We start from the raw sequence: 20,927 nt of genomic DNA, 5'->3' as shown, positions 1-20,927 counted from the left end.
CAGTGTGAAGGCGCCGGGCGGGCACGTCAGGCGTTCACCGGAGATGGCGCGGGATGACGCGGGATGGCGCAGGTGCGGCCCCTGCCGGCTCAGCCCCGGTTGTGGTCGCCGGCCGCGCCGTCGAGGAGTTCGCGCAGGATGTCCATGTGGCCCGCGTGCCGCGTGGTCTCCGTCACCATGTGGATGAGCACCCAGCGCAGCGACACGGCGTCGCCGAACCAGGCCTTGCCCAGGTCGTCGAGGTCGAGTTCGCCGATCACCTGGTCGGCGGCGGCGCGGGCGCGGGCGTAGAACGCCAGGACGTCCTCGGTGGACTCGTGCGGCTCCACCCTCATGTCGGAGGTCTCGTCGGCCTCCAGGTCGAAGGGCAGGGGCCCCGTCCCGCGGCCGAACGCCTCGCAGAACCAGCCCAGCTCGGCACCCCCCAGGTGCTTGACCAGGCCCAGCAGGTTCGTCCCCGACGGGGTCATCGGCCGCCGCAGCTGCTCGTCGTCCAGGCCGTCGAGCTTCCACAGCACCGCGTCGCGGTGCCGGTCGAGGGCGACGTGCAGACTCTCCTTCTCAGCACCGGTGAACGGTACGCGCTTCATCATGGGCGGACCGTACCAGCCGTCACCGACAGTGCCGCCGGGCCGGTGGCCGGGCCCCGTCCGGTCACGCCCGCGCGCGGAACGGGGCCGTCCGGCCGGGGTGGCGCCGCGTCAGGCGGAGCGGTGGTAGGAGGTGAGCGAGATCCGGACCGGGCCGTCGTCGGCGGCCGTGGCGAGGATGCGGACGATGGCGATGTCCTGGCCGCCCTGGGCGCGGACGCAGAAGCTGCGGTCGGTGCGCAGGGCGTTGAAGGGCAGGGTGGAGACCGGCTGGGTCTCGACGCCCTTGACGCAGTCGGGGAGGGTGAGCCGGCCGGTCGGCGCGACGTAGGCGTCGCTGTCCTCGGGGATGTAGAACTCGCCGGCGTGGCGGCCCAGGTACCAGGTGGAGGCGTCCTGGGCGGTGACCTTCCCGGCCTTGAGGTCGAACTCGTAGCTGGGGTCGGGGGAGGTGAGTTCGAGGTTGGTGTGGACGGCGGTGTACCCGGGGGCCGTCGTGGCGGCGGTGGTGGCCGGGGCACTGCTGGCAGCGGCGGACGGGGCGAGGCCGGCGGCGACGTTCTGGTCGTCGAGGTCGTCGAGGTACTCGGGATCGAGCAGGACGAACGCGGCCGCGGCGCCGACGAGGAGGGCGGCGGTGGTCAGGAGCACGGTGCGGGTGCGGGTACCGGTGTGCCGGCGGGCGGGGGCGGCGGGCTCGGGTCTGTCGGGGGCCGGTTGCAGCCGGGTGGGCGACGGGGCGGGGAGGCCGAGCCTGGTCGGGGCGTCGGCCGCGGCCCGGGCCGGGGAGAGGGCGGTGGCGGGTGTGGCGGGCGTGGTCGGCAGGTCGCTGTGGCGGCGGATCGCGCTGCTGACCTGCTGGGGCAGCCAGTCGTCGGAGAAGCGGAGTTCGCCGCCGGTGGCGGGGTGCCGGCGGGCGGCCTCGATCAGCTGGGCGGTGCCCGGCCGGTCCTCGGGGCGCTTGGCCAGGCAGAGCCGGACCAGTTCGTGCAGTCCGGGCGGCAGGTGGGAGAGGTCGGGCTCCTCGTGCACCGCCCGGTACAGCGAGGCGGGCTCGGGCCCGTCGCCGAAGGGGGGAGTGCCGGAGCCGACGTAGGCGATCAGGGCGCCCAGCGCGAAGACGTCGGTGGCCGGGGCGGCGCACAGGCCGAGGGCCTGTTCGGGGGCCATGAAGCCGGGCGAGCCGATCCGCAGGCCGATGCCGGTGAGCGGGCTGGCGTCGGCGGCCCGGGCGATGCCGAAGTCGATGACGCGGGGGCCGTCGGCGGCGACGAGGACGTTGCCGGGCTTGAGGTCGCGGTGGACGACGCCCGCCGCGTGGATCGCCTGGAGGGCCTCGGCGATGCCGGCGAGGAGCAGCAGGACGGTCCGTTCGGGCAGCGGTCCGTAGTGGTGGACGACCTGCTGGAGGGAGGGGCCGGGCACGAAGGTGGTGGCCAGCCAGGGAGTGGCGGCGTCGGTGCCGGCGTCGACCACCTGGGCGGTGTAGAGGCCGTGGATGCGCCGGGCGCTGGCGACCTCCTGGGCGAAGCGGTGCCGGAACTCGGGGTCCTCGGCGAGTTCGGGGCGGACGACCTTGAGCGCGACCGGCCGCCCGCCGGGGGTGTAGGCCAGGTAGACGAGGCCCATGCCGCCCGCGCCGAGCCGCGCGCAGAGGCGGTAGCCGCCGACCTCGCGGGGGTCGTCCGGGGTCAGCGCCTGGAACGCCGTGGGCGACGGGGCGCCGAAGGGCTCTGCGGTCATGCTGGCTCCCAGCGGGTCGTGCGGGTGGGACGGGGGAGTGGCGGAGCGGGGCAAGGCAAGGCAGGACGGGGCAAGGCAGGACGGGGCAAGGCGAGGGCGCGGTGGCCGGTCGGGCCGGGGCCCGGGCGGACGTCGGCGTCGTGAAGCGCACCGGATCATACCCCGACTGGGATTTCAGTCAGGAACAGGGTCCTCCGATCGGTCGGTGCCCCCTCCGGGTAAGGTGATTCCTTGTGGCTGACCGTCGAACCTTGATCATGGAAGCGGCTGCGCGGGTCATCGCCCGGCGCGGCGTCCGCGGGCTGCGCGTGGAGGAACTGGCGGCGGAGGCGGGTGTTTCGACCGCGCTGATCTATTACCACTTCAAGGATCGCGCGGGGATCCTCCGCGCGACGCTGGAGTTCATCAACGACCGGGCCGAGCGCTACACGACGGAGCGCGCGGCGGACGCGCCGCCGCTGGACGCCCGGGGCGAGCTGGAGCAGACGCTGCTGCTGGAGCTCCAGGACACCCCCGAGGTGCGGGAGAACAGCACGGCCTGGGGCGAGCTGCGGGCGAGTGCGGTGTTCGACCCCGAGCTGCGGGAGGACCTGGCCCGGGCCACCCTCGTCTGGGTCCAGGAGGTCGCGGAGCTGCTCGGGCAGGTGCGGCCGATGAACGGGGCCGCCGCCCTGGCGGCCTCGGCCGAGCGGCTGACCGCGCTGCTGGAGGGGCTGAGCGTCCGTTGGCTCAGCGGCAGCCTGCCGGTGGCGCACGCGCGCGAGCTGATGGCCGACGCGATCGAGGCCGAAGTGGAGCGACTGCGCGGGTAGCGCGCGTCGCGTTCCGGCCCCGGGCGAGGCGGCCCGGGGCCCTTTTGCCGTGTCGGGGTCGGCCGGGCAGTTCCATGATCTGGAGCTTGACTGAAAATTCAGTCAATGTCAGAGTTGCGACTGCGGGGCCACCGGTCACTCGGTGGGCAATACTTGATTTGGAGATCCGTCATGAGCAACACCCACGGTGACAATCGTTCCCTGTTCGACCGCCTCTTCGGGGCCCCGCCGCCGCCCCCGCACCAGGCGGAGCACGGCCTGCCGTACGCCGGCGAGGCCGGGCTCCCGCAGTGGTGGGTGGACCGCGACGACGTTCCGCACGCCCGCACCTGGATGTCCTGGCCGTCCCGCAAGTCCGTCTGGGGCCGGCAGCTGGCGGGTGTCCAGCAGGACATCGCGCTCATCGCCCGGACCATCGCCCGCTTCGAGCCGGTGGTCATGTGCGCCCCGGACGACTACAGCGTCCGGGAGGCCCAGTCCCTGTGCGGACCCGCCGTCACCGTGACGGACGCCGTCCCCACCGACGACCTCTGGATGCGGGACACCGCCCCGGTGTTCCGGCGCGACGGCTACGGCCGGCTCGACGCCGTCGGCCTCAACTTCAACGGCTGGGGCGGCAAGCAGACCCACCGGGACGACGCCGAGGTCGCGCGCGGCATCGCCGAGATGCTCCGACTCCCCTTCTCCTACGCGGAGTTCGTCGGCGAGGGCGGCTCGGTCGAGACCGACGGCGACGGCACCCTGATGGCCACCGAGAGCAGCCTGGTCAACAAGAACCGCAACCGGGGCATGAGCCGGGACGAGATCGAGGAGGCCGTCCTGGAGGTGTACGGCGCGGACAAGATGATCTGGGTCCCCGGGATCAAGGGCCAGGACATCACCGACGACCACATCGACGTCACCTCCCGGTTCGTCCGGCCGGGCGTCGTCCTGGTGCAACTGCCCCCGGCGGACCGCCACGACGTCTGGGCCCGGGACGCCCGGGAGCAGTTCGACATCCTCTCCCGGGCCACCGACGCCAGGGGCCGCCGGCTCCAGGTGATCCGGGTGGACGGCCCCGACACCGTCCGCTCGCGCGACTCGAAGTTCGTCGACTCGTACCTGAACTTCCATGTCGTCAACGGGGGCGTGATCGCCGCCCAGTTCGGCGACGTGTACAAGGACGAGGCCGCCCGGCGCACCCTCGCCGAGGCCTTCCCCGGGCGCGAGGTCGTCCAGCTCGACGTCGACCGCCTGATGGCCGGGGGCGGCGGCATCCACTGCTCGACGATGCAGGAACCGCTGCCTTAGGGCCTGTCCGGTCGACCGGGCCCAGCAGATTTTGAAGACGCTCGCTAGGCGCGCCAGCCTGCGATCTCCGTGCCGATCGCCTCGCCGAGCAGGCTGCGCGCGCGGTCGAGCGGCAGTGAGCCGCTCAGCCACCGGATGCTGAGGCCCTCCAGGAGCGCGGTGAGGCGTTCGGCGGAGGCGGCGTGCGCGGGCGCGGTGCCGAACGGGTGGGCGCGGCCGAGCAGGCCGGCGATCTCGTGCACCCAGGTGTGGGTGGCCCTGGCCAGGTCCTCGCGGAGGCGGGACTCGAAGACCGCGCTCGCCCGCAACTCGCCCCAGGCGGTGCTGTTCTCGCGGACCTCGGTGGAGTCCTGGAGTTCCAGCAGCAGGGCCTGGGCCAGTTCGCTCCAGGGGTCGTCCGCGGGCGCCCCGGGCTCCGGTTCGGCGGTGTAGCGGTCGGCCCGTTCGCCGATGAACTCCAGGGTCTCGCGGAGGATCCCGGCGCGGTCGGTGAAGTGGTAGTAGATCAGCGAGGTCGACACCCCGGCCTCGGCCGCCAGTTCCCCCACCCGCAGTCCGCGTACGCCGCGTCGCGCGATGAGTCGTGTGGCCGCTCTCAGTATCTCTGTTCGACGGTCTGGCATGGTGGTCCACTGTACTCGAAATATTGACTGAACTTTTAGTCTGGCTTGAGAGGCGCCCACCCTGGCCTCCCGGCCCGGCGGATCGCCCGATTCGCCCGATCGGCGCCGCGCGGGCTCGCCGACGGACCCGCCGGCCACCCCTACTGTCGGATATCGCCCGCTTCGGGGTGGAATCCGTGTCGACGAGGGGACCTGCCATGAGAGAACCCGCCCTGTCCCGCCGGGCCGTGCTGCGCTCCGGGGCGGCCGCGGCCGTGGTCGCGATGGTGGAAGGCTGCGGTTCGTCGGGGGCCTCGTCCCCGAAGGACGAGCCGACCACGGCCGCCGGCACGGGCACGGGCGGAGCCGCGAGCGCCGCCGCGTCGTACGCCATGCCGGCCGAGTGGCGCCCCCACACCAGGACGTTCATGGCCTGGCCGGCCCTCGAATCGGTGTGGGGCGACCAACTGCCCGCCGTCCGCCAGGACATCGCGCACGTCGCGCAGGCCGTCGCCCGATTCGAACCCGTGGTGCTGATGGCCCGCCCGGACCAGAGCGCCACGGCCCGGCAGCTGTGCGGCTCCAGCGTCGAGGTCCTCGACCTGGCGGTGGACGACCTGTGGGCCCGCGACACCGGCCCGACCTTCGTCACCGGCCCGGCAGGACTGGCCGGCGTCGACCTCAACTTCAACGGCTGGGGCGGCAAACAGACCCACGACAACGACGCCAAGGTCGCCCGGTACCTCCTCGACCACTACAGGATCCGGCGCATCCAGGCGCCGATCACCGGCGAGGGCGGCGCGATCGAGGTCGACGGCGAGGGCACCCTGATGGCCACCGAGAGCTCGTGGGTCAACGCGAACCGCAACCCGGGCACGAGCCGCGACCAGATCGAGGGGGCCCTGAAGGAGCTGTTCGGCGTCCAGAAGGTCATCTGGTTCGCCGGCGTGGCCGGGCAGGACATCACCGACTGCCACATCGACGCCCTGGCCCGGTTCGCGGAGCCGGGCGTGGTCGTCATCCACCGCCCCGGCCCGGACACCCCGCCGGACATCTGGTCCCGCGCCTCCGACCAGGCCTTGCAGGTGCTCGGCTCCACCACCGACGCCAAGGGCCGCAAGCCGCGGATCGTGGAACTCGCCGAACCCGACCTCACCGGGCAGCCGGACCGGGGCAAGGACTTCCTGGCCACCTACCTCAACTACTACGTCGTCAACGGGGCCGTGATCATGCCCCAGTTCGGGGACAAGGCCTCCGACGACCGGGCGGCGGGCGTGCTGGCCGACCTCCACCCCGGCCGCGAGATCGTCCCGGTGAGCATCAACGCCATCGCGGCCGGTGGTGGCGGCATCCACTGCTCGACCCAACAGCAGCCCGAGGCCGCCGCCGGGGCCTCCGGCGGCTCCTCGGGCCCGGCCTGACCGACCGGCTGGGCCGCGCCGCCCCGGCTTCCGGGCTCGGCGCGGCACGGCCGATCGGGCCGTTCCCAGCCGGTCAGCCCGTGATCGGCCGGCTGTCCAGGCGGATGTGGTCGACCGCCCAGTACCAGTTGTTGCCCGCGTCGTACATCCGGAACTTCAGCGTCACCGCCTGCGCCCCCGCCGGGACGGCGAGGCGGCGGGTGACGAGGGTGTTCTGGACGTCCTTGCCGGCATTGTCGTTGCCGGTGGCGTCGGCGCTGTAGAACACCAGGCGGGTCTCCGTGCCGTTGTCGAACACGGCCGTGACGGACGCCTTCTGCGGGGCCTCCTGCCGGTAGTGGGAGTCGAAGGCCAGGTACAGCGTGTCGGCGCCGGCCGGGAGGCGGACGGCGGGGGAGACGAGCGTGGAGTCGAAGACGCCCTTGCGGGAGGGGGAGCCGGTGTCGTCCCAGTCGTCCGGGTCGGCGACGGCGAGGACGCCCAGGCCGCGGGTGAAGTTGCCGCGGTCCTGCCCGGCCGGGGTGGACCACTCCCGCTTGGTGTGGAAGGTCCAGCCCTGGAGACGGACGGTGCCCTGCGGCATGCCGGGGGCGTTGACCACCGACCAGCCCTGCGGCGCCCGGGCCGTCCAGCCGAGCACGCCGTCCTGCGGCTGGAGCGCGCCGGCCAGCGACTCGAAGTCCTCGCCCAGCAGGTGGCCGGCCATCACGGGGGCGGGGCGGGCGGCGAGTTCGCCGTCGGCGATCGCGAAGCGGTCGCCGGCCAGCGCCCGGGCGGTGACCAGGATCCGGTGGGTGGCGCCGTCCGGCAGCTGGGCGGGCGGGGTGACCTCCCAGACGGCGGTGGCGGTGGCGCCGGCGGCGAGTGCGGCGGGCGGCGCGGTGACGGCGGTGACCGTCCAGCCCGGCGGGACGACGGGCTGCGCCTCGACGGCGGTGAGCGCGGCGGTGGCGGTGAGCACGGCCGAGACCCGGGCCGGGCGGCCGGGCAGCAGGACGGGTTCGTCGATGGTGCTGGAGGCGGCCCCGAGGGCGACGTCCACGGCGAGCGGGTCGGCCAGGCCCAGGGCCGGGTCGGTGACCGTCCGGTCGTCCCAGGGGAAGCGGCCGGCGATGCGGCGGCGGAAGGTGAGGTCCCCGCGGACGGCCACCGCGACGTCGTACCAGCCCTCGGGCCGGACCGCGAGGTTGACGGTCCGGTCGTCGCCGGCCGCGACCCGCACCTCACGCAACCCGTCGCCGTAGGCGAGGTCGCCGACCAGGAAGGTCTGGGCGGTGCGCGAGCGGTTGATCACGTCGACTTCGAGGACCTTGCCGTTGCGCTCCTCCGACAGCGACACCTCGTACGTGCCGGCGGCGTCGCCGCGCAGGTGCCACAGCGCGCCGTTGGGGCCGTGGACGCGCAGGTCGTAGCCCTCCGGGCCGACCGTCCAGACGTCGGAGAGCCGGCTCTTCGCGCCGACGGTGTAGTGCCGGGGCGCGCCGCCAGGTGCCGGGTAGACGGCGAACACCGCGCCCTGGCGGCCCTGGTTGACCAGGTCGAGGGTGAGCTCGCCGCCCTTCAGCCGGGGCTTGACCAGCAGGTCGTAGGGCGCCGGGCGGGCCGAGCGGGTGCCGCGCTGCTGCTGCGGGAAGGCCTGCGGGCTGGGCACGGTGGGGGCGGGGAGCTTGCCGGTGTCGACCACCTTCTGCCGGTTGCCGCTGGTGTCGGGCAGCTGCGGCCAGGCCGGGTTGCGGCCGGAGAAGTCGAAGACGTTGGTGAGGTCGCCGCAGACGGTGCGCCGCCACGGGCTGATGTTGGGCTCCTGGACGCCGAAGCGCTGCTCCAGGAAGCGCAGCACCGAGGTGTGGTCGTAGACGGTGGAGTCGACGACCCCGCCGCGGGTCCACGGCGAGACCACGACCATCGGCACCCGCACGCCCAGACCCATCGGGTACGGGCCGGAGACCAGGGTCTCGCCGGCGGGCAGGGTGTCGGACCAGGTGAGCGCCGTCCGCGGCCTTGACCCGGTACCTGCCGTCCTGACCGACGACCCGGTGGTAGGTGGCGGAGCCCTTGCTGACGCGGACGACGACCTCGCCGTCCACCGGCACGGTCGACTTGCCGCGCCCGGTGGCCAGCGGCGGGACGGGCGGCAGCTGGTGGTCGAAGAAGCCGCCGTGCTCGTCGTAGTTGAGGATGAAGACGGTCTTCTGCCACACCTCGGGCTTCGCCGCCAGGGCGGCGAGCAGCCGGGCGGTGAGGTGCTCGCCGTTCGGCGGCGCGTAGTTGGCGTGCTCGGAGAGCGCGGCCGGGGCGACGATCCAGGACACCTGCGGCAGCTGGTCGGCCTGGACGTCGGCGGCGAAGGCGTCGACCAGGGCGTCGCCCATCGCGAACGGGTCGTTCTTCTTCGCCGGGTCGCCGACGGCCCGCATCCCGCGCTCGTACAGCGGCTCGCCGGGCTTGGCCTTGACGAAGGGGGCGAACCAGGCGAGCGCGTTGTCGTCGAAGTTGTCCAGCGCCTGGTAGGTCTTCCAGCTGACGCCGGCCCGCTCCAGGCGCTCGGCGTAGGTGGTCCACTCGTAGCCGCCGGGGATCTCGGTGTTGTCGGTCACCGGGGTGTCCCGTACGGTGCCGCCGCTGGTCCCGGTCATCAGGTGGTCGCGGTTGGTGTTGGTGTTGCACTGGACGGACGCGTAGTAGGCGTCACAGGTGGTGAACACCGAGGCGAGCGCGTGGTAGAAGGGCATGTCGGCGCTCTCGTAGTAGCCCTGGCCGAGCCAGCCGCCGGAGCGGCGGGTGACCGAGCCGTCGGCGAGGCCGTCGTTCCAGGCCTTCATCGAGTCCACGAAGCCGAAGGCGGGCGCGCCCTGCTGGTAGGCGCTGGTGTGCGCGGCGTTCATCGGGAAGGGCAGCAGGTGGCCCTCCTTGCGGCCCGGGTCGGGCTGGTGGAACACCGAGCGCCCGTTGATCCCGCGCACCGCCGTCCGGTCGCCGAAGCCGCGGACGCCCGCCAGGGTGCCGAAGTAGTGGTCGAACGCGCGGTTCTCCTGCATCAGCACCACGACGTGCTGGATGTCCGAGAGCCGCCCGGGCTTGGCCGGCGCGGCGAGCGCCTGCTGGACGCTGATCGGGAGGGCGGACAGCACGGCGGCCGCCGCCGCGCCGCCGAGCAGGCTGCGGCGCGACAGTTCGGGCATCGGACTCATCGGGTGGGGCTCCTTGCTGACGGGCGCCGGACCATCGGTTCGACCCGGACCAGTCACGTTTCTAAGCGACCGAGGTGACCGGGGCCGGGGAGTTCGATGACGATCCGATGGCCGCCAAGGGGCCCGGAGCTGTACAGACAACTTGTCGGCCTGTCGGGCGGTGCGGGAGCCACCGTCAAGTCCGCGCCGGGGAAGCCGTGTCGGCATCGGGCGCGGGACGTGGCGGCGGATCCGTCAGGTCCGAGGGCCGGCCCGATCTGGCCCGGGGTCAGCGGCGCAGCCCTTCCGACCGACACCGGTCACCGGGCGGCGGTGACGCCCGGGGTGAGGCGGAGTCGCTCGGGGCGGGACGGGGAGCGGAGGTCCTCCGGGGCGAGCAGGTCGCGGCGGGCCTGCCAGGCGAGCAGCCGCTCCAGGGCCTGCTGGTCGCGCTCGTCCGCCGTCCCGGCCGTGGCGCCCGGGCCGACCTCGCGCAGCAGGACGCGGGTCGGCTCGCCGTCCTCGCCCGGCATGACCTCCAGGACGGAGAACCACGAACCGGGCGGGAACACCACCTCGGGCTCGCCGTCCTCGGCGATCACCGAGGTGCGGCGGCCGGTCGCGGACCACACCAGGAACTCGACCGGAGTCCCCGGTACGACCTCCAACGCCGGCGTCCCGACCACCGGCGCGGGCTCCACCAGCAGCGTCCCCGGCACGTAGTGACGCAGCTCCTCCTCGCCCGCGTCGGCGCCCAGCAGCACGGCGCCCCGGTGGTTCGGCAGCCGCCGCAGGCCGGATCCCAGGCACGCCAGGTACGGGTCCAGCGGCCCGGAGCCCGGTCGGCGGGCCGCCACGACCAGCTCGGTGTGCAGGACCGGGACGCCCGTGTCGACGTGGTGCAGGTAGACCGCCGCGAGGTCGCTCTTGAGGTCGTCCCGGGAGTGCGAGCGCAGCGCCGGCAGCCGCATGGCGACCTGCTCGGCGCGGCTGGCGCAGCGCTGGAAGTGCTCTCCCAGCAGCGCCCGGAAGGCGGTCCGCTCGGCGGCCGTGCTCGGGCGGCCGGAGACGGCGGTGCCGTCGGGGGCGAGGAGGCGGGCGCGGGTGGGGGCTTCGGGCTCCGGGGCGGGGACCGGTTCGGGTTCGGGGGTGGGCTCGGGGTCGGGGACCGGTTCGGGTTCGGGGACCGGGGCTGGTTCGGGCTCGGGCTCGGGGTCGAGGGCGGGCTCGGGGACCGGGGCCGGTTCGGGCGTGGGTGCTTCGGCGGCGGGCGGTGTGGCCGGTTCGGGGATCTGCGCCTGGGCCTGGACCGGGACCGGGGCCGGGGGCTCCGGGAGGGTGGCGGTAGCGGTGGTGAACTCTTCGTCTGGGGCGGGTACTTGGGCGTCGGGGTCGGCCGTGGCGGCGGTCTGGGTCCGGACCGCGGCGGCCGGCGGGATGGCGGCGGTGATGGCGGCGACGCTGGCGAACTCGCCTTCGGGGGCCGGTCGTTGCGGGTCGACCGCGGCGGCCTGCACGGTGGCCGGCACGGCGGGCTGGGTGGGCTGCGCCGCGGGGAGGAAGCTTCCGCGGCGTGCGCCGTCGATCAGCAGCTCGGGTGCGGCCGCGCCGGGGGTGGTGAGCGCGGCGCGCAGCTCGTCCAGGACGGCGAGCACCTCCGGCGGCACCGTTCGCCCGTCCGCGCCCGCGATCAGCAGCGGGTGGGCCGGGTCGGGGTCGCGCAGGCGGGGGCCTCGGTCCTGCGGCGGCTCCTCGGGGCGCAGCCACAGGCCGGCCGGCACGGCCTCCAACCGCCAGCCGGTGACCGGGGATTCGTAGAGGGCCGGTCCGCAGGCGGCCGGGCCGCCGGGGGTGGTGCGCCAGGCGGAGGCGACCACGCGGCGCCGTGCGGGGGAGGCGGTCAGTTCGGTCAGCCACGGTTCCCAGGTGGGGGTGCCGTCGGCGGCCAGCACGCGGGAGGAGAAGCCGCTGGTGGTGCGCATGGGCAGGCCGACGGCGGCCCGGAGGTCGTGGCCGAGTTCGGTGGCGAGCCCGGTGGCGAGGGCGGTGAGCGCGCCGGTGGCGGCCCAGGGGGCGCTGAGCAGCAGGTCGGCCTCGGGGCCGGGGAGCAGGCGGCGGAGCCGGGCGGCGAGCTCGGCGGCCGGGGGGAGGGGTGCGCCCGGGTGGCCGACGACGAGGATGACGGTGCCCTCGCCGGCGGTGGCCCTGGTGAGCGGGCCGGACGGGCCGTCGGGGTCGGGCTCGCTGCGGAACCAGTAGCCGTGCGGCAGCGCGGTGACCAGCGGGTCGGCGGGCGCGGCGGGCGGTGTGGGCGCGACGGGCTCCGGGGCCGCTGCGGCGGGGCCGGGTGCGGACACGGCGCCCAACGGAACGCCCCGTGCGGGCGAGGCCAGGACGGGCGCGGCCACCGGAAGCTCCAGCACGGCGGTCTCCGCCGTCGGACGCTCCATCACCACGGTCTCCGCGGCCGAGCTAGCCGAGCCAGCCGAGCCAGCCGAGCCAGCCGAGCCAGCCGAGTCGGTCGAGCCGGCCGGTGCGGCGGCCGGCTCCGTCGGCAGCGGCCAGACCGGCCCGAGCCGGCGCACCTGCCCGGCCGGGGTGCAGAGCCACCAGGAGGACGGCGCGTCGTCCGTCGGCCCGCTGGTCAGCAGGGTGCCGTCGGGGCGGAGGGTGACCAGTCCGTCCGGGGCGACGACGCCGATGCCGGTCAGTTCGGCGATCCGTTCGGCGGGGCGGGGCCCGGTGTCCGGGGCGGTGGCCAGGCCGGAGGCGGCGAGGACGAGCGCGGTGGCGTCCCGGGCGGTTGCGGTGCGGGTCAGCTCGTCGAGTCGGCCGAACAGGACGGCCGGCGCGTCGGGGGCGGCGGCGAGGACGGTGACGGTCCGGGTGACGGCGGTGAGCCGGCCCAGTGCGGCGGTCATCGCGGCGGGCAGGGCCGCCGGGCCGGTGCCGTCCGCGCCGCCGGGGGCGATGACGAAGTGCGGGCCCACCTGGTGCAGGGCGGCGGGCCCGGCGGCGGGGGTGTTTCGACGGAAGGCCAGTCGGCGTTTCGCCGGGGCGGCGCCCGGCGCGTCCCCTGCCGCCTGCGCTGATGTGCTCATCGTCCCGCCCGCCCTCCGTCCGCGCGGCCGCGTCTGCCGCACGTGTCACCAGGCTCTACGGCCGCCTCGCCTCGCCGGGTTCACCGGCTCGCCCGACTCACCCCTCGTCCCCGTCCTCCGCCATGACGGCGGTCTGCACCTGGACCGTGCGCCGGCGGGTGATGTGCAGGCCGCGCCCGGCCGGGAAGGCGCGGGGCTTGGTGGAGCCGAACAGGAAGCCCTCGCTGGGCGGGCAGGACAGCAGCACCACCGGGGTGTTGACCTCCTCCAGCTTGCGCAGCAGCTGGTCGGAGGAGGCCCGCCCGATGCCGTTGGCGCTGCGGGCGACGATCAGGTGCAGGCCGAGCTCGGCTCCCTGCGCCAGGTAGTCGAGCAGCGGCGCGAAGGGGTGGGCGTTGAGGCCGCCGGGGGAGCCGGAGACCAGTTCGTAGTCGTCGACCACGATGAAGAGTTCGGGCCCCTGCCACCAGTCGCGCAGCCGCAGCCGGGCCGGGGCGATGTCGGCGCCGGGCAACCGGTTGGCCATGGCGCGGGCGGCGCCGTCGACGATCTGGCGCAGCACGTCGACGCTGACGGCGTGGCCGAGCCGGTACTCCTCGGGCACCGCGTCCTGGAGGACCCGGCGGTAGTCGATGAGCATGATCCGGGCCTCGTCGGGCCGGTACGCGCTGGTGATGCCGGCGGCGACGAGCTTCAGCAGGTTGGTCTTGCCGGCCTCGCTGTCGCCGACGACCAGCAGGTGCGGGGTCTCCTCGAAGTCGTGCCACAGCGGGGTGAGCGAGACGTCCTGGAGACCGAGCGGGATGCGCAGCCGGCCTTCGGGGGCGGGCAGGGCGGCGGCGGGCAGTTGCAGCGGCAGCATCCGGATCTCGGGTGCGCGCGGGCCGGTCCAGTGGTCGGCGACGGCGTCGACCAGGTCGGCGACGCCTTCGCCGAGGTCGGTGGAGGTGCCGCTGCCGTCCAGCCGGGGCAGGGCGGTGAGGAAGTGCATCTGGTCGGAGGTGAGGCCCCGGCCGGGGATGTTCGGGACGGTGGCGGCGGCCCGCATGTTGACGGCGGAGTCGACGGCGTCGCCGAGGCGCAGTTCGAAGCGGGTGCCGAAGAGGTCGCGCAGGGCGCTGGTGACCTCGCCCCAGCGGGTGGTGCCGACGATCAGGTGGATGCCGTAGTTGAGGCCGCGCTGGGCGATCAGGGTGAGGGCGGGGGCGAGGTCGGGGAACTCCTGGCGGATCGTGTTCCAGCCGTCGATGACCAGGAAGACGTCGCCGTACGGCTCGTCGGGCAGTTCGCCGGCCGCGCGGCGCCGGCGGAAGGCGGAGACGGAGTCGATGCCGTGTTCGGCGAAGCGCTGCTCGCGTTGGTTCAGGATGCTGTTGACCTCGGCGATGGTGCGCAGCACCCGCTCGGGGTCGTGCCGCCCGGTGATGCCGCCGACGTGCGGCAGACCGCGCAGCGAGGACAGCGTGCCGCCGCCGAAGTCCAGGCAGTAGAACTGCACTTCGCCCGGGGTGTGGGTGAGGGCGAGGGCGGTGATCAGGGTGCGCAGCAGCGTGCTCTTGCCGCTCTGCGGGCCGCCGGCGATGCCGACGTGGCCGCCGGCGCCGGAGAGGTCGGCGGTGAGCAGGTCGCGGATCTGCTGGAAGGGGCGGTCGATGACGCCGATGGGGACGGTCAGGGTGCCGCGGTCGGCGTCGCTCTCGGTGGTGAGGCCGTGCTCGGGGTGCGGGGCGAGGGGCGGCAGCAGCTGGTCGAGGGTGGGCGGGACGCCCAGCGGCGGCAGCCACACCTGGTAGGCGGGCGGGCCGGCGTCGGTGAGCTTCTCGGCGGCGAGGTCGAGCAGGGTGTGCGTCTGCTCCGGCGTCTCCTCGGGCTCCTCGGCGGCCGGCAGGGCGACGGGCTGACGCGGCGCCACGTAGGTGGTGCCGTACCGGGCGACCTGGCCGGCCGCGGCCTCCTGGCGGGCGGTGGCGGGGCGCCGGGCCCGGTAGGGGCCGGAGACGTACGCGGCCTTGAAGCGGGTCAGGGTGGCGATGTCGCTGCGGAGGAAGCCGTTGCCGGGCTGGGAGGGCAGCTGGTAGGCGTCGGGGACGCCGAGGACGCCCCGGCTCTCCATCGCGGAGAAGGTCCGCAGGCCGATCCGGTAGGACAGGTGCGACTCCAGGGCGTGCATCCGGCCTTCGTCCAGGCGCTGGGAGGCCAGTAGCAGGTGCACGCCGAGGGAGCGGCCGAGGCGGCCGATCATGATGAAGAGCTCCATGAAGTCGCGGTGCGCGGCGAGCAGTTCGCTGAACTCGTCGACCACGACGAACAGGGTGGGCAGCGGGTCCAGCGGGGTGCCGGCGGCGCGGGCGGTCTCGTAGTCGAGCAGCGAGCTGTAGTTGCCGGCGGAGCGCAGCAGCTCCTGGCGGCGGACGAGTTCGCCGTGCAGGGCGTCGCGCATCCGGTCGACCAGGGCGGCTTCGTCGGCGAGGTTGGTGATCACCGCCGAGGTGTGCGGCAGCCGGTCGAGGCCGAGGAAGGTCGCGCCGCCCTTGAAGTCGACCAGGACGAAGTTGAGCACTTCGGAGGAGTGGGTGAGGGCCAGCGACAGCACCAGGGTGCGCAGCAGCTCGGACTTGCCGGAGCCGGTCGCGCCGATCAGCATGCCGTGCGGGCCCATGCCGCCCTGGGCGGACTCCTTGATGTCCAGTTCGACCGGCGTGCCGTCGCCGGAGACCCCGAGCGGCACCCGCAGTCGGTCGCGGACGCCCCGCCCGGCCCAGCCCTGGGCGATCTCGTGCCGGTGCAGGTCGCGGATGCCGAGCAGGGAGGCGAGGTCGTAGTCGGTGGCCAGCGGCTCCCCGGCCTCCGTCGAGTCGCCGATCCGGTACGGGGCGAGCTGGGCGGCCAGCCGGCGGGCGACCGTCGCGGACAGGGCGTCGGGCCGGCCGAGGTCGGTGACGTCGTCCCGGTGGTTGCGGTCGGCGCCGATCATGGCGAGCCGGCCGTCCTCGATCCGCAGCCGCAGCCGGAAGCGCAGCGGCTTCCAGTCGAGGGTGTCGCCGAGGTCGAGCAGGACGGCGTTGCGCCAGCCGGCCAGCGCGGCCCGGCTGGTGGCCCCGGCCTGCGGGCCGTCCAGCACGATCACGGTGAACGGCTCGTCCCGGCCGGGCTGGCTCTCCGGCTCGAACGGGGGCCGGCCGGCGAACTCGTCGCCGAGCAGCTGCTCGACCTCCACCACGGATCCGGCCACCAGCCGCACCGGACCGACGCCGTCGGTGTCCTCCGGGTGCAGGGCGTGCGGCAGCCACTTGGTCCACTCCCACTCGGCCTGGTGCTCGGCGTCGGTGACGACGGCGATCCGCAGTTCGTCGGGGGCGTGGAAGAGCGCCAGCTGCGCCAGCATGGCGCGGGCCAGGGCGCGGGTCGCGGCCCGGTCGTCGCCGCGCAGCAGGACCTGCGCGTACCCGCGCAGGTAGACGGCGATGGGCTGGTCGGCGACGGTGCCGTAGGCGTTGATGAAGCGGCGCAGCGCGTGCGCGCACAGCGGCTCCAGGTCCTCCACCGGCTTGGTGGACAGCGGCGCCAGCCGCACCGCGAGCCGCTGGTGGCCGAGGCCGATCCGGACGTCGCCGAAGTCGGGGTGGGTGCTGCGCCGCTCCCACAGCCGGGAGGTGCGGGCGAGCGAGCCGAGCGCGTCGGGGGCGGGGTGGCGCCAGGCCAGTGCCTCCTGCTGGCGGGCGATGTGGCCGCGCACCTGGCGGCGGACCTGGGAGAGGTAGCGCAGGTAGTCCCGGCGTTCGGCGCGCAGTTCCCGCTTGCGGTCGCTGGCGCCGCGGATCAGCTGGGTGACCAGCATGCCGACGGCGGACAGCGCCATCATGCCGATCGCGACGTAGGTCAGGATGCCGCCGCTGTCGCCGGGACGCAGGAAGATGAACACCATCGAGAGCGAGCTGAGCGCCATCGGCGCCATGGCGATCATGTTCGACATGCCGCTCTGTGCCTCGGGGAGGACGGGCGGCTCCTGCAACTGGATCTCGCCGTCGGGCATCGCCGGGCCAGGGCGCCGCGGCGGACGGTTGACCAGCACCACACTCAACGAAGGGCTCCTCGCGCAGGGGAACGGCCGCTCGCTGCGTCGGCGGCCCGGGACGCGCACCGTCCACCCGGGACGACGGACGGCGGGCCCGGCCGGGTTCACCCGGTTCGGCGGGGCGGGCGCGGCGCCGACGCCGAGGACGGCCGTGAACGGCTGTGAACGCCCGCGAACGGCCGCCGCGAAACGGATTCCGGCAGGCGGTGAACCCTGCGGGCCCCGCCGTCCGTGCCTCCTGGTGAGGTGACGCCCGGGCTCGTCCATCCCCCAGGCGCCCCCGGGCCGTCACCTCGCCATGCCGTTCGGAGGCCAGGGCAAAAGGGAGAAGTGTGAACGGGAGCGCGAACGGGACCGCCGTCGCCGGACTGTGCCGACTGAGGTTTCGAACGCCCGAGGCGGTCCTGGAACTCGCCGTCCCCGCCGACGTACCGCTGGCCGACCTGCTGCCGGCCGTCCTCGCGCACGCCGGCCCCGAGCTGGAGGAACAGGGCGTCGAGCACGACGGCTGGGTCCTGCAGCGCCTCGGCGGCCCGCCGCTGGACGAGGAGCTCGGCGCCGACGCGCTCGACCTGCACGACGGCGACGAGCTGTACCTGCGCCCGCGCCGCGACGCCCTGCCCGAGGTGCACTACGACGACCTGGCCGACGGCGTCGCCACCGGCATGCGGGCCCGCTCCGACACCTGGCGTCCGGCGCTCACCCACCACGTGGCGCTCGGACTGGCCGTGGCCGTCCTGGCCGGCGGGCTCGCCGTGCTGCTGCTCCCCGGACCGGAGCAGACCCGTGCCCTTGCTGCCGCCGTCACCGGCCTGCTCCTGCTGCTGGGTGCGCTGAGCGCCTCCCGGGCGGTCGGCGACGCCGGCGCGGGCACCGCGCTCGGTGCCATGGCGGTGCCCTACCTCGCGATGGCCGGGGCCCTGCTGCCGGCCGGCGGCGGGGCCGGCGCGGTCGGCGCCCGGATGCTGGCGGGCGGCTGCGCGGCCGCCGGCGCGGCGGTGCTGGCGCTGGCCGCCGTCGGCTGCTCGGCGCCGCTGTTCCTCGGCGCGGTGCTGTTCGCCCTGTACGTCATGGTGGCGGGCGGGCTGACGCTGGGCGGGGAGGACGGCCCGCAGGTGGCGGCCGTGCTGGCGGTGCTCGCGGTGATCCTCGGGGCGTTCGTCCCCGGGATCTGCTTCCGTCTGTCCGGGCTGCGGCTGCCCGCGCTGCCGCGCAACGCCGAGGAGCTCCAGGAGGGCATCGCGCCCGTCCCGAGCGCCACCGTCCGCAGCCGCAGCGATGTCGCCGACGGCTTCCTGACGGCCTTCCACCTGGCGCTCGGCACGGTCCTCACGGGATGCCTGACCCTGGTGGCCGGCGAATCCGGCTGGGCGGCCACGGCCCTGACGGTGACCCTGTGCGTCCTGCTGCTGCTGCACTCCCGGGCGATCGGCAGCATCCCGCAGCGGCTGTCCGTCCTCCTGCCCGGCGCCTACGGCCTGGCGCTGCTGCTCGGCCACCTGGCCGTCGGGGAGCGGAGCGGCGGGCGCCTGCTGGTGCTGGTCGGCCTGCTCGCCCTGGCGGCCGCCCTCGCGGTGGTCTCCTGGACGATCCCCGGGCGCCGGCTGCTGCCCTACTGGGGCCGGGCCGCGGACCTGCTGCACACCACCGCGGGGATGGCCGTGATCCCGCTGGCGCTGGCCGTGGCCGGGGTCTACCACGAGCTGCGGGCCCTGGCCGGCTGAGCCGGACCCTGACGGCCCCGCACCTTCCGCCGCCGGACCCTGACGGCCCCGCACCTCCCGCCGCCCGGCCCGCACCTTCCGCCGTGCGCCGCCCGGCCCCGCACCTTCCGCCGCCCCGAGGAGAACCACGAGATGCAGTCGAAGCGCGACCAGGTGCAGGCCCACCTGTTCGTGATGGGCAGGCTCGCCACCGGCATGCTGCGCGGCGAGCCCGACGCGGCCGACACCCCGGCCGGGCGCACCTCGCGGGGCACCGTCATCGGGCTGGTCATCGCCGTGCTGGTGTGCCTGGTGGCGGCCGTGTACGGGGTGATCGTCCCCGGCGGCGCCACCGGCTGGCAGAAGCCCGGCACCCTGGTGGTGGTGAAGGAGAGCGGCGCCCGCTACCTCTTCCTGGACGGCAGCCTGCACCCCGTGCTGAACGAGGCCAGCGCCCGGCTGCTGGCCGGCGACCAGCTGGTGGTCGACCAGGTCAGCGTGCGCTCGCTGGCCGACACCCCGCGCGGCGTCCCGATCGGCATCCTCGGCGCCCCCGACGGCCTGCCCGGGGCCGAGCAGCTCGCCGACGCGCCCTGGCTCGCCTGCGCCGTCAGCCGGCCCGGCCCGTCCGGCGGCCGCCTGGCGGAGCTGGCCCTGACGGTCGGCCCGGGCCGCCGCGGCACCGGGCTGACGGACGGCCAGGGCGCGCTGGTCGCCGCCCCGGACGGCGCCGAGTACCTGCTCTGGCACGGCCGCCGGCTGCGCCTGGACACCGTCAACGGCGCCCGCCAGGCCCTCGGCCAGAGCGCCGTCGCCCCCTACCCGGTGACGGCCGCCTTCCTCAACGCGCTGGCCGCCGGCCCCGACCTGGCCGCTCCCGACCCGGGGGAGCGCGGCAAGGCCGGCCCGCAGCTCGGCGCCCACCCCACCCGGGTCGGCCAGCTGTTCACCGGCCCCGGCGGCGACCCCTACCTGCTGACCACGGCGGGGTTCACCCCGCTCAGCCGGATGGCCTTCGAGCTGCTGCGCAACGACCCCCGCACGCAGAGCGCCGCCTACGGGGGCGATGTCGTCGCCCCCGTCCAGCTCGGCCCGGCCGACCTCACCGGGCACACCGCCCCGGCCGCCCAGCCGTCCGCCGCCGCCGGCGGGCTGCCGGCCGCGCCGCCGGAGCTGGTGACGATCCCCCAGAACCGGGGCGTCTGCGCCGACCTGCGGCTCACCGACCAGGCACCGACCACCTCCGTCACCCTGGTCGACGCCGCCGCCGTCGAGGGCCCGCCGCCGGCCGCCCAGCCGGGCGTGGACCCGGCCTGCGCCGGCGCCGACAGCATCGCCGTCAAGCCCGGTGGCGGCGCCCTGGTGCGGGCGCTGTCCAGCGCGGGCGTCGGCGCGACCCTGTACCTGGTCACCGACGCCGGGGTGAAGTACCCGCTGGCCTCCGCCGCGGCGGTCAAACAGCTCGGCTACGGCGAGGTCGTCCCCTCGGCCGTCCCGGAGGCCCTGCTGTCCCTGCTGCCGACCGGCCCCAGCCTCGACCCGGCCGCGCTGACCGGCGCCGCGAGCCCCGCGCCGCGGCCCTCAGGACCGGCCTGCGCGAGGTGAACCACCCCCCGGCACGCGTCCGTTGAAGCAGATGGACCGGGTCGGCCGACCCGCTCGGGCGGCATCCGCCGCAGCCGAGAACCCGTACCGACGAAAGGCAGCGCAATGACCACTCCTCCGGGCTTGCAGACCGACGACGCGGCCGTCAAGACCGTCCTGGCGACCCTGGACACCCACATCCAGGCCATGATGCGGGCCGGCCAGCAGGTCGAGGACGTCAACCTCGAAGTCCAGAACCACTTCAAGGCCGCGTGCAGCACCGCCTACCAGGGGAAGATCGACGACTGGCAGGCCCGGTACCAGCGGCTCAAGAGCGCCTACGCCACCTTCCAGGACCGGTTCTCCACCGGGCACACCCAGATCAACTCCGCCCACGACGAGGCCTACGGCGTCACCAACAGCTGGGGCGGCGGCGCGGGCGACGAGGTCTACAAGGGCCTCAACCTCTGATCCAGCCCGCGCCGACAGACCTGCCGGACCCGGGCAGCCCGGGCCGGACCCCAGCCGACCGAAAGGACCAGCCATGGCAAGCATCGAGCTCCACCACGCGAACATCGACGAGGCGGCGGACGCCCTGACCCAGGCCGGCAACGGCATGCACTCCGCGATGGAGGACTGCCTCCAGGCCATCCAGACCGCCGAGCACCAGCTCAAGGGCGACCTGGCCGCCGCGGCCCACTCCTTCTACCTGGTGCTGGCCGGCCAGGACGCCACCATGACCACCGACATCCAGCAGGGCGCCGACACCCTGCGCACCATGCACGGCCTGCTCCGCGACGCGGACCGGCGCGGCGCGGCGGGCATCTGATGACGGC

Annotated in this window: 13 protein-coding genes and 1 pseudogene; 7 read left to right on the top strand and 7 right to left on the bottom strand. The window is 74.9% G+C overall.

Going from position 1 to position 20,927, the window contains the following annotated elements:
• Nucleotides 1–89: 89 nt before the first annotated feature.
• Complete coding sequence (locus AB0R04_RS22040; RefSeq protein WP_363373642.1) at nucleotides 90–593, bottom strand: DinB family protein; 504 nt, start codon at nucleotides 591–593, stop codon at nucleotides 90–92.
• A 108-nt stretch (nucleotides 594–701) separates the two neighbouring features.
• Complete coding sequence (locus AB0R04_RS22035; protein WP_363373641.1) at nucleotides 702–2,333, bottom strand: serine/threonine-protein kinase; 1,632 nt, start codon at nucleotides 2,331–2,333, stop codon at nucleotides 702–704.
• A gap of 233 nt (nucleotides 2,334–2,566) precedes the next feature.
• On the opposite strand from AB0R04_RS22035, the gene AB0R04_RS22030 reads away from it, so the two are divergent.
• On the top strand, nucleotides 2,567–3,145 hold the full coding sequence (locus AB0R04_RS22030) for a TetR/AcrR family transcriptional regulator (RefSeq protein WP_363373639.1): 579 nt from the start codon (nucleotides 2,567–2,569) through the stop codon (nucleotides 3,143–3,145).
• A 171-nt stretch (nucleotides 3,146–3,316) separates the two neighbouring features.
• On the top strand, nucleotides 3,317–4,435 hold the full coding sequence (locus AB0R04_RS22025; protein WP_363373636.1) for an agmatine deiminase family protein: 1,119 nt from the start codon (nucleotides 3,317–3,319) through the stop codon (nucleotides 4,433–4,435).
• Between the two features lie 44 nt (nucleotides 4,436–4,479).
• Here AB0R04_RS22025 and AB0R04_RS22020 read toward each other — a convergent pair whose 3' ends face one another.
• Nucleotides 4,480–5,058, bottom strand: coding sequence for a TetR/AcrR family transcriptional regulator (locus AB0R04_RS22020; protein ID WP_063350539.1), 579 nt, complete (start codon nucleotides 5,056–5,058; stop codon nucleotides 4,480–4,482).
• A gap of 197 nt (nucleotides 5,059–5,255) precedes the next feature.
• On the opposite strand from AB0R04_RS22020, the gene AB0R04_RS22015 reads away from it, so the two are divergent.
• Complete coding sequence (locus AB0R04_RS22015; protein WP_363373633.1) at nucleotides 5,256–6,458, top strand: agmatine deiminase family protein; 1,203 nt, start codon at nucleotides 5,256–5,258, stop codon at nucleotides 6,456–6,458.
• A 73-nt stretch (nucleotides 6,459–6,531) separates the two neighbouring features.
• On the opposite strand, the gene AB0R04_RS22010 is transcribed toward AB0R04_RS22015, so the two are convergent.
• The 4 genes and pseudogenes from AB0R04_RS22010 to eccCa form a co-directional block, all read right to left on the bottom strand.
• On the bottom strand, nucleotides 6,532–8,409 hold the full coding sequence (locus AB0R04_RS22010; RefSeq protein ID WP_363373718.1) for a phospholipase domain-containing protein: 1,878 nt from the start codon (nucleotides 8,407–8,409) through the stop codon (nucleotides 6,532–6,534).
• 211 nt (nucleotides 8,410–8,620) lie between these two features.
• Nucleotides 8,621–9,496, bottom strand: a pseudogene (locus AB0R04_RS22005) (alkaline phosphatase family protein); the annotation flags it as partial.
• 452 nt (nucleotides 9,497–9,948) lie between these two features.
• Nucleotides 9,949–12,729, bottom strand: a complete 2,781-nt coding sequence (locus AB0R04_RS22000) for a hypothetical protein (RefSeq protein WP_363373631.1) — start codon at nucleotides 12,727–12,729, stop codon at nucleotides 9,949–9,951.
• Between the two features lie 97 nt (nucleotides 12,730–12,826).
• The gene (gene eccCa / locus AB0R04_RS21995; RefSeq protein ID WP_363373630.1) at nucleotides 12,827–16,810 is read right to left on the bottom strand and encodes a type VII secretion protein EccCa; all 3,984 of its coding nucleotides are present in this window, start codon (nucleotides 16,808–16,810) and stop codon (nucleotides 12,827–12,829) included.
• 326 nt (nucleotides 16,811–17,136) lie between these two features.
• Between eccCa and eccD the strand changes: the two genes are divergently transcribed.
• The 4 genes from eccD to AB0R04_RS21975 all read left to right on the top strand — a co-directional run bounded on the left by eccD (nucleotide 17,137) and on the right by AB0R04_RS21975 (nucleotide 20,920).
• Complete coding sequence (gene eccD, locus AB0R04_RS21990) at nucleotides 17,137–18,528, top strand: type VII secretion integral membrane protein EccD (RefSeq protein ID WP_363373628.1); 1,392 nt, start codon at nucleotides 17,137–17,139, stop codon at nucleotides 18,526–18,528.
• A gap of 132 nt (nucleotides 18,529–18,660) precedes the next feature.
• Nucleotides 18,661–20,112, top strand: coding sequence for a type VII secretion protein EccB (eccB, locus tag AB0R04_RS21985; protein WP_363373625.1), 1,452 nt, complete (start codon nucleotides 18,661–18,663; stop codon nucleotides 20,110–20,112).
• 105 nt (nucleotides 20,113–20,217) lie between these two features.
• Complete coding sequence (locus AB0R04_RS21980) at nucleotides 20,218–20,562, top strand: hypothetical protein (RefSeq protein ID WP_363373624.1); 345 nt, start codon at nucleotides 20,218–20,220, stop codon at nucleotides 20,560–20,562.
• 73 nt (nucleotides 20,563–20,635) lie between these two features.
• Nucleotides 20,636–20,920, top strand: coding sequence for a hypothetical protein (locus tag AB0R04_RS21975; RefSeq protein WP_063350546.1), 285 nt, complete (start codon nucleotides 20,636–20,638; stop codon nucleotides 20,918–20,920).
• Nucleotides 20,921–20,927: the final 7 nt, after the last annotated feature.

It is taken from the genome of Kitasatospora sp. NPDC056731 (assembly GCF_040687675.1).
Taxonomy (GTDB): Bacteria; Actinomycetota; Actinomycetes; order Streptomycetales; family Streptomycetaceae; genus Kitasatospora.
This window is presented reverse-complemented; position numbering and strand designations above follow the sequence as displayed.

Coding starts and splice junctions, on each gene's coding strand:
- AB0R04_RS22020 (WP_063350539.1), bottom strand. CDS start 5,058: ATGCCAGACCGTCGAACAGAGATACTGAGAGCGGCCACACGACTCATC.
- AB0R04_RS21980 (WP_363373624.1), top strand. CDS start 20,218: ATGACCACTCCTCCGGGCTTGCAGACCGACGACGCGGCCGTCAAGACC.
- AB0R04_RS22015 (WP_363373633.1), top strand. CDS start 5,256: ATGAGAGAACCCGCCCTGTCCCGCCGGGCCGTGCTGCGCTCCGGGGCG.
- AB0R04_RS22000 (WP_363373631.1), bottom strand. CDS start 12,729: ATGAGCACATCAGCGCAGGCGGCAGGGGACGCGCCGGGCGCCGCCCCG.
- AB0R04_RS22040 (WP_363373642.1), bottom strand. CDS start 593: ATGATGAAGCGCGTACCGTTCACCGGTGCTGAGAAGGAGAGTCTGCAC.
- eccB (WP_363373625.1), top strand. CDS start 18,661: ATGCAGTCGAAGCGCGACCAGGTGCAGGCCCACCTGTTCGTGATGGGC.
- AB0R04_RS21975 (WP_063350546.1), top strand. CDS start 20,636: ATGGCAAGCATCGAGCTCCACCACGCGAACATCGACGAGGCGGCGGAC.
- AB0R04_RS22025 (WP_363373636.1), top strand. CDS start 3,317: ATGAGCAACACCCACGGTGACAATCGTTCCCTGTTCGACCGCCTCTTC.
- AB0R04_RS22035 (WP_363373641.1), bottom strand. CDS start 2,333: ATGACCGCAGAGCCCTTCGGCGCCCCGTCGCCCACGGCGTTCCAGGCG.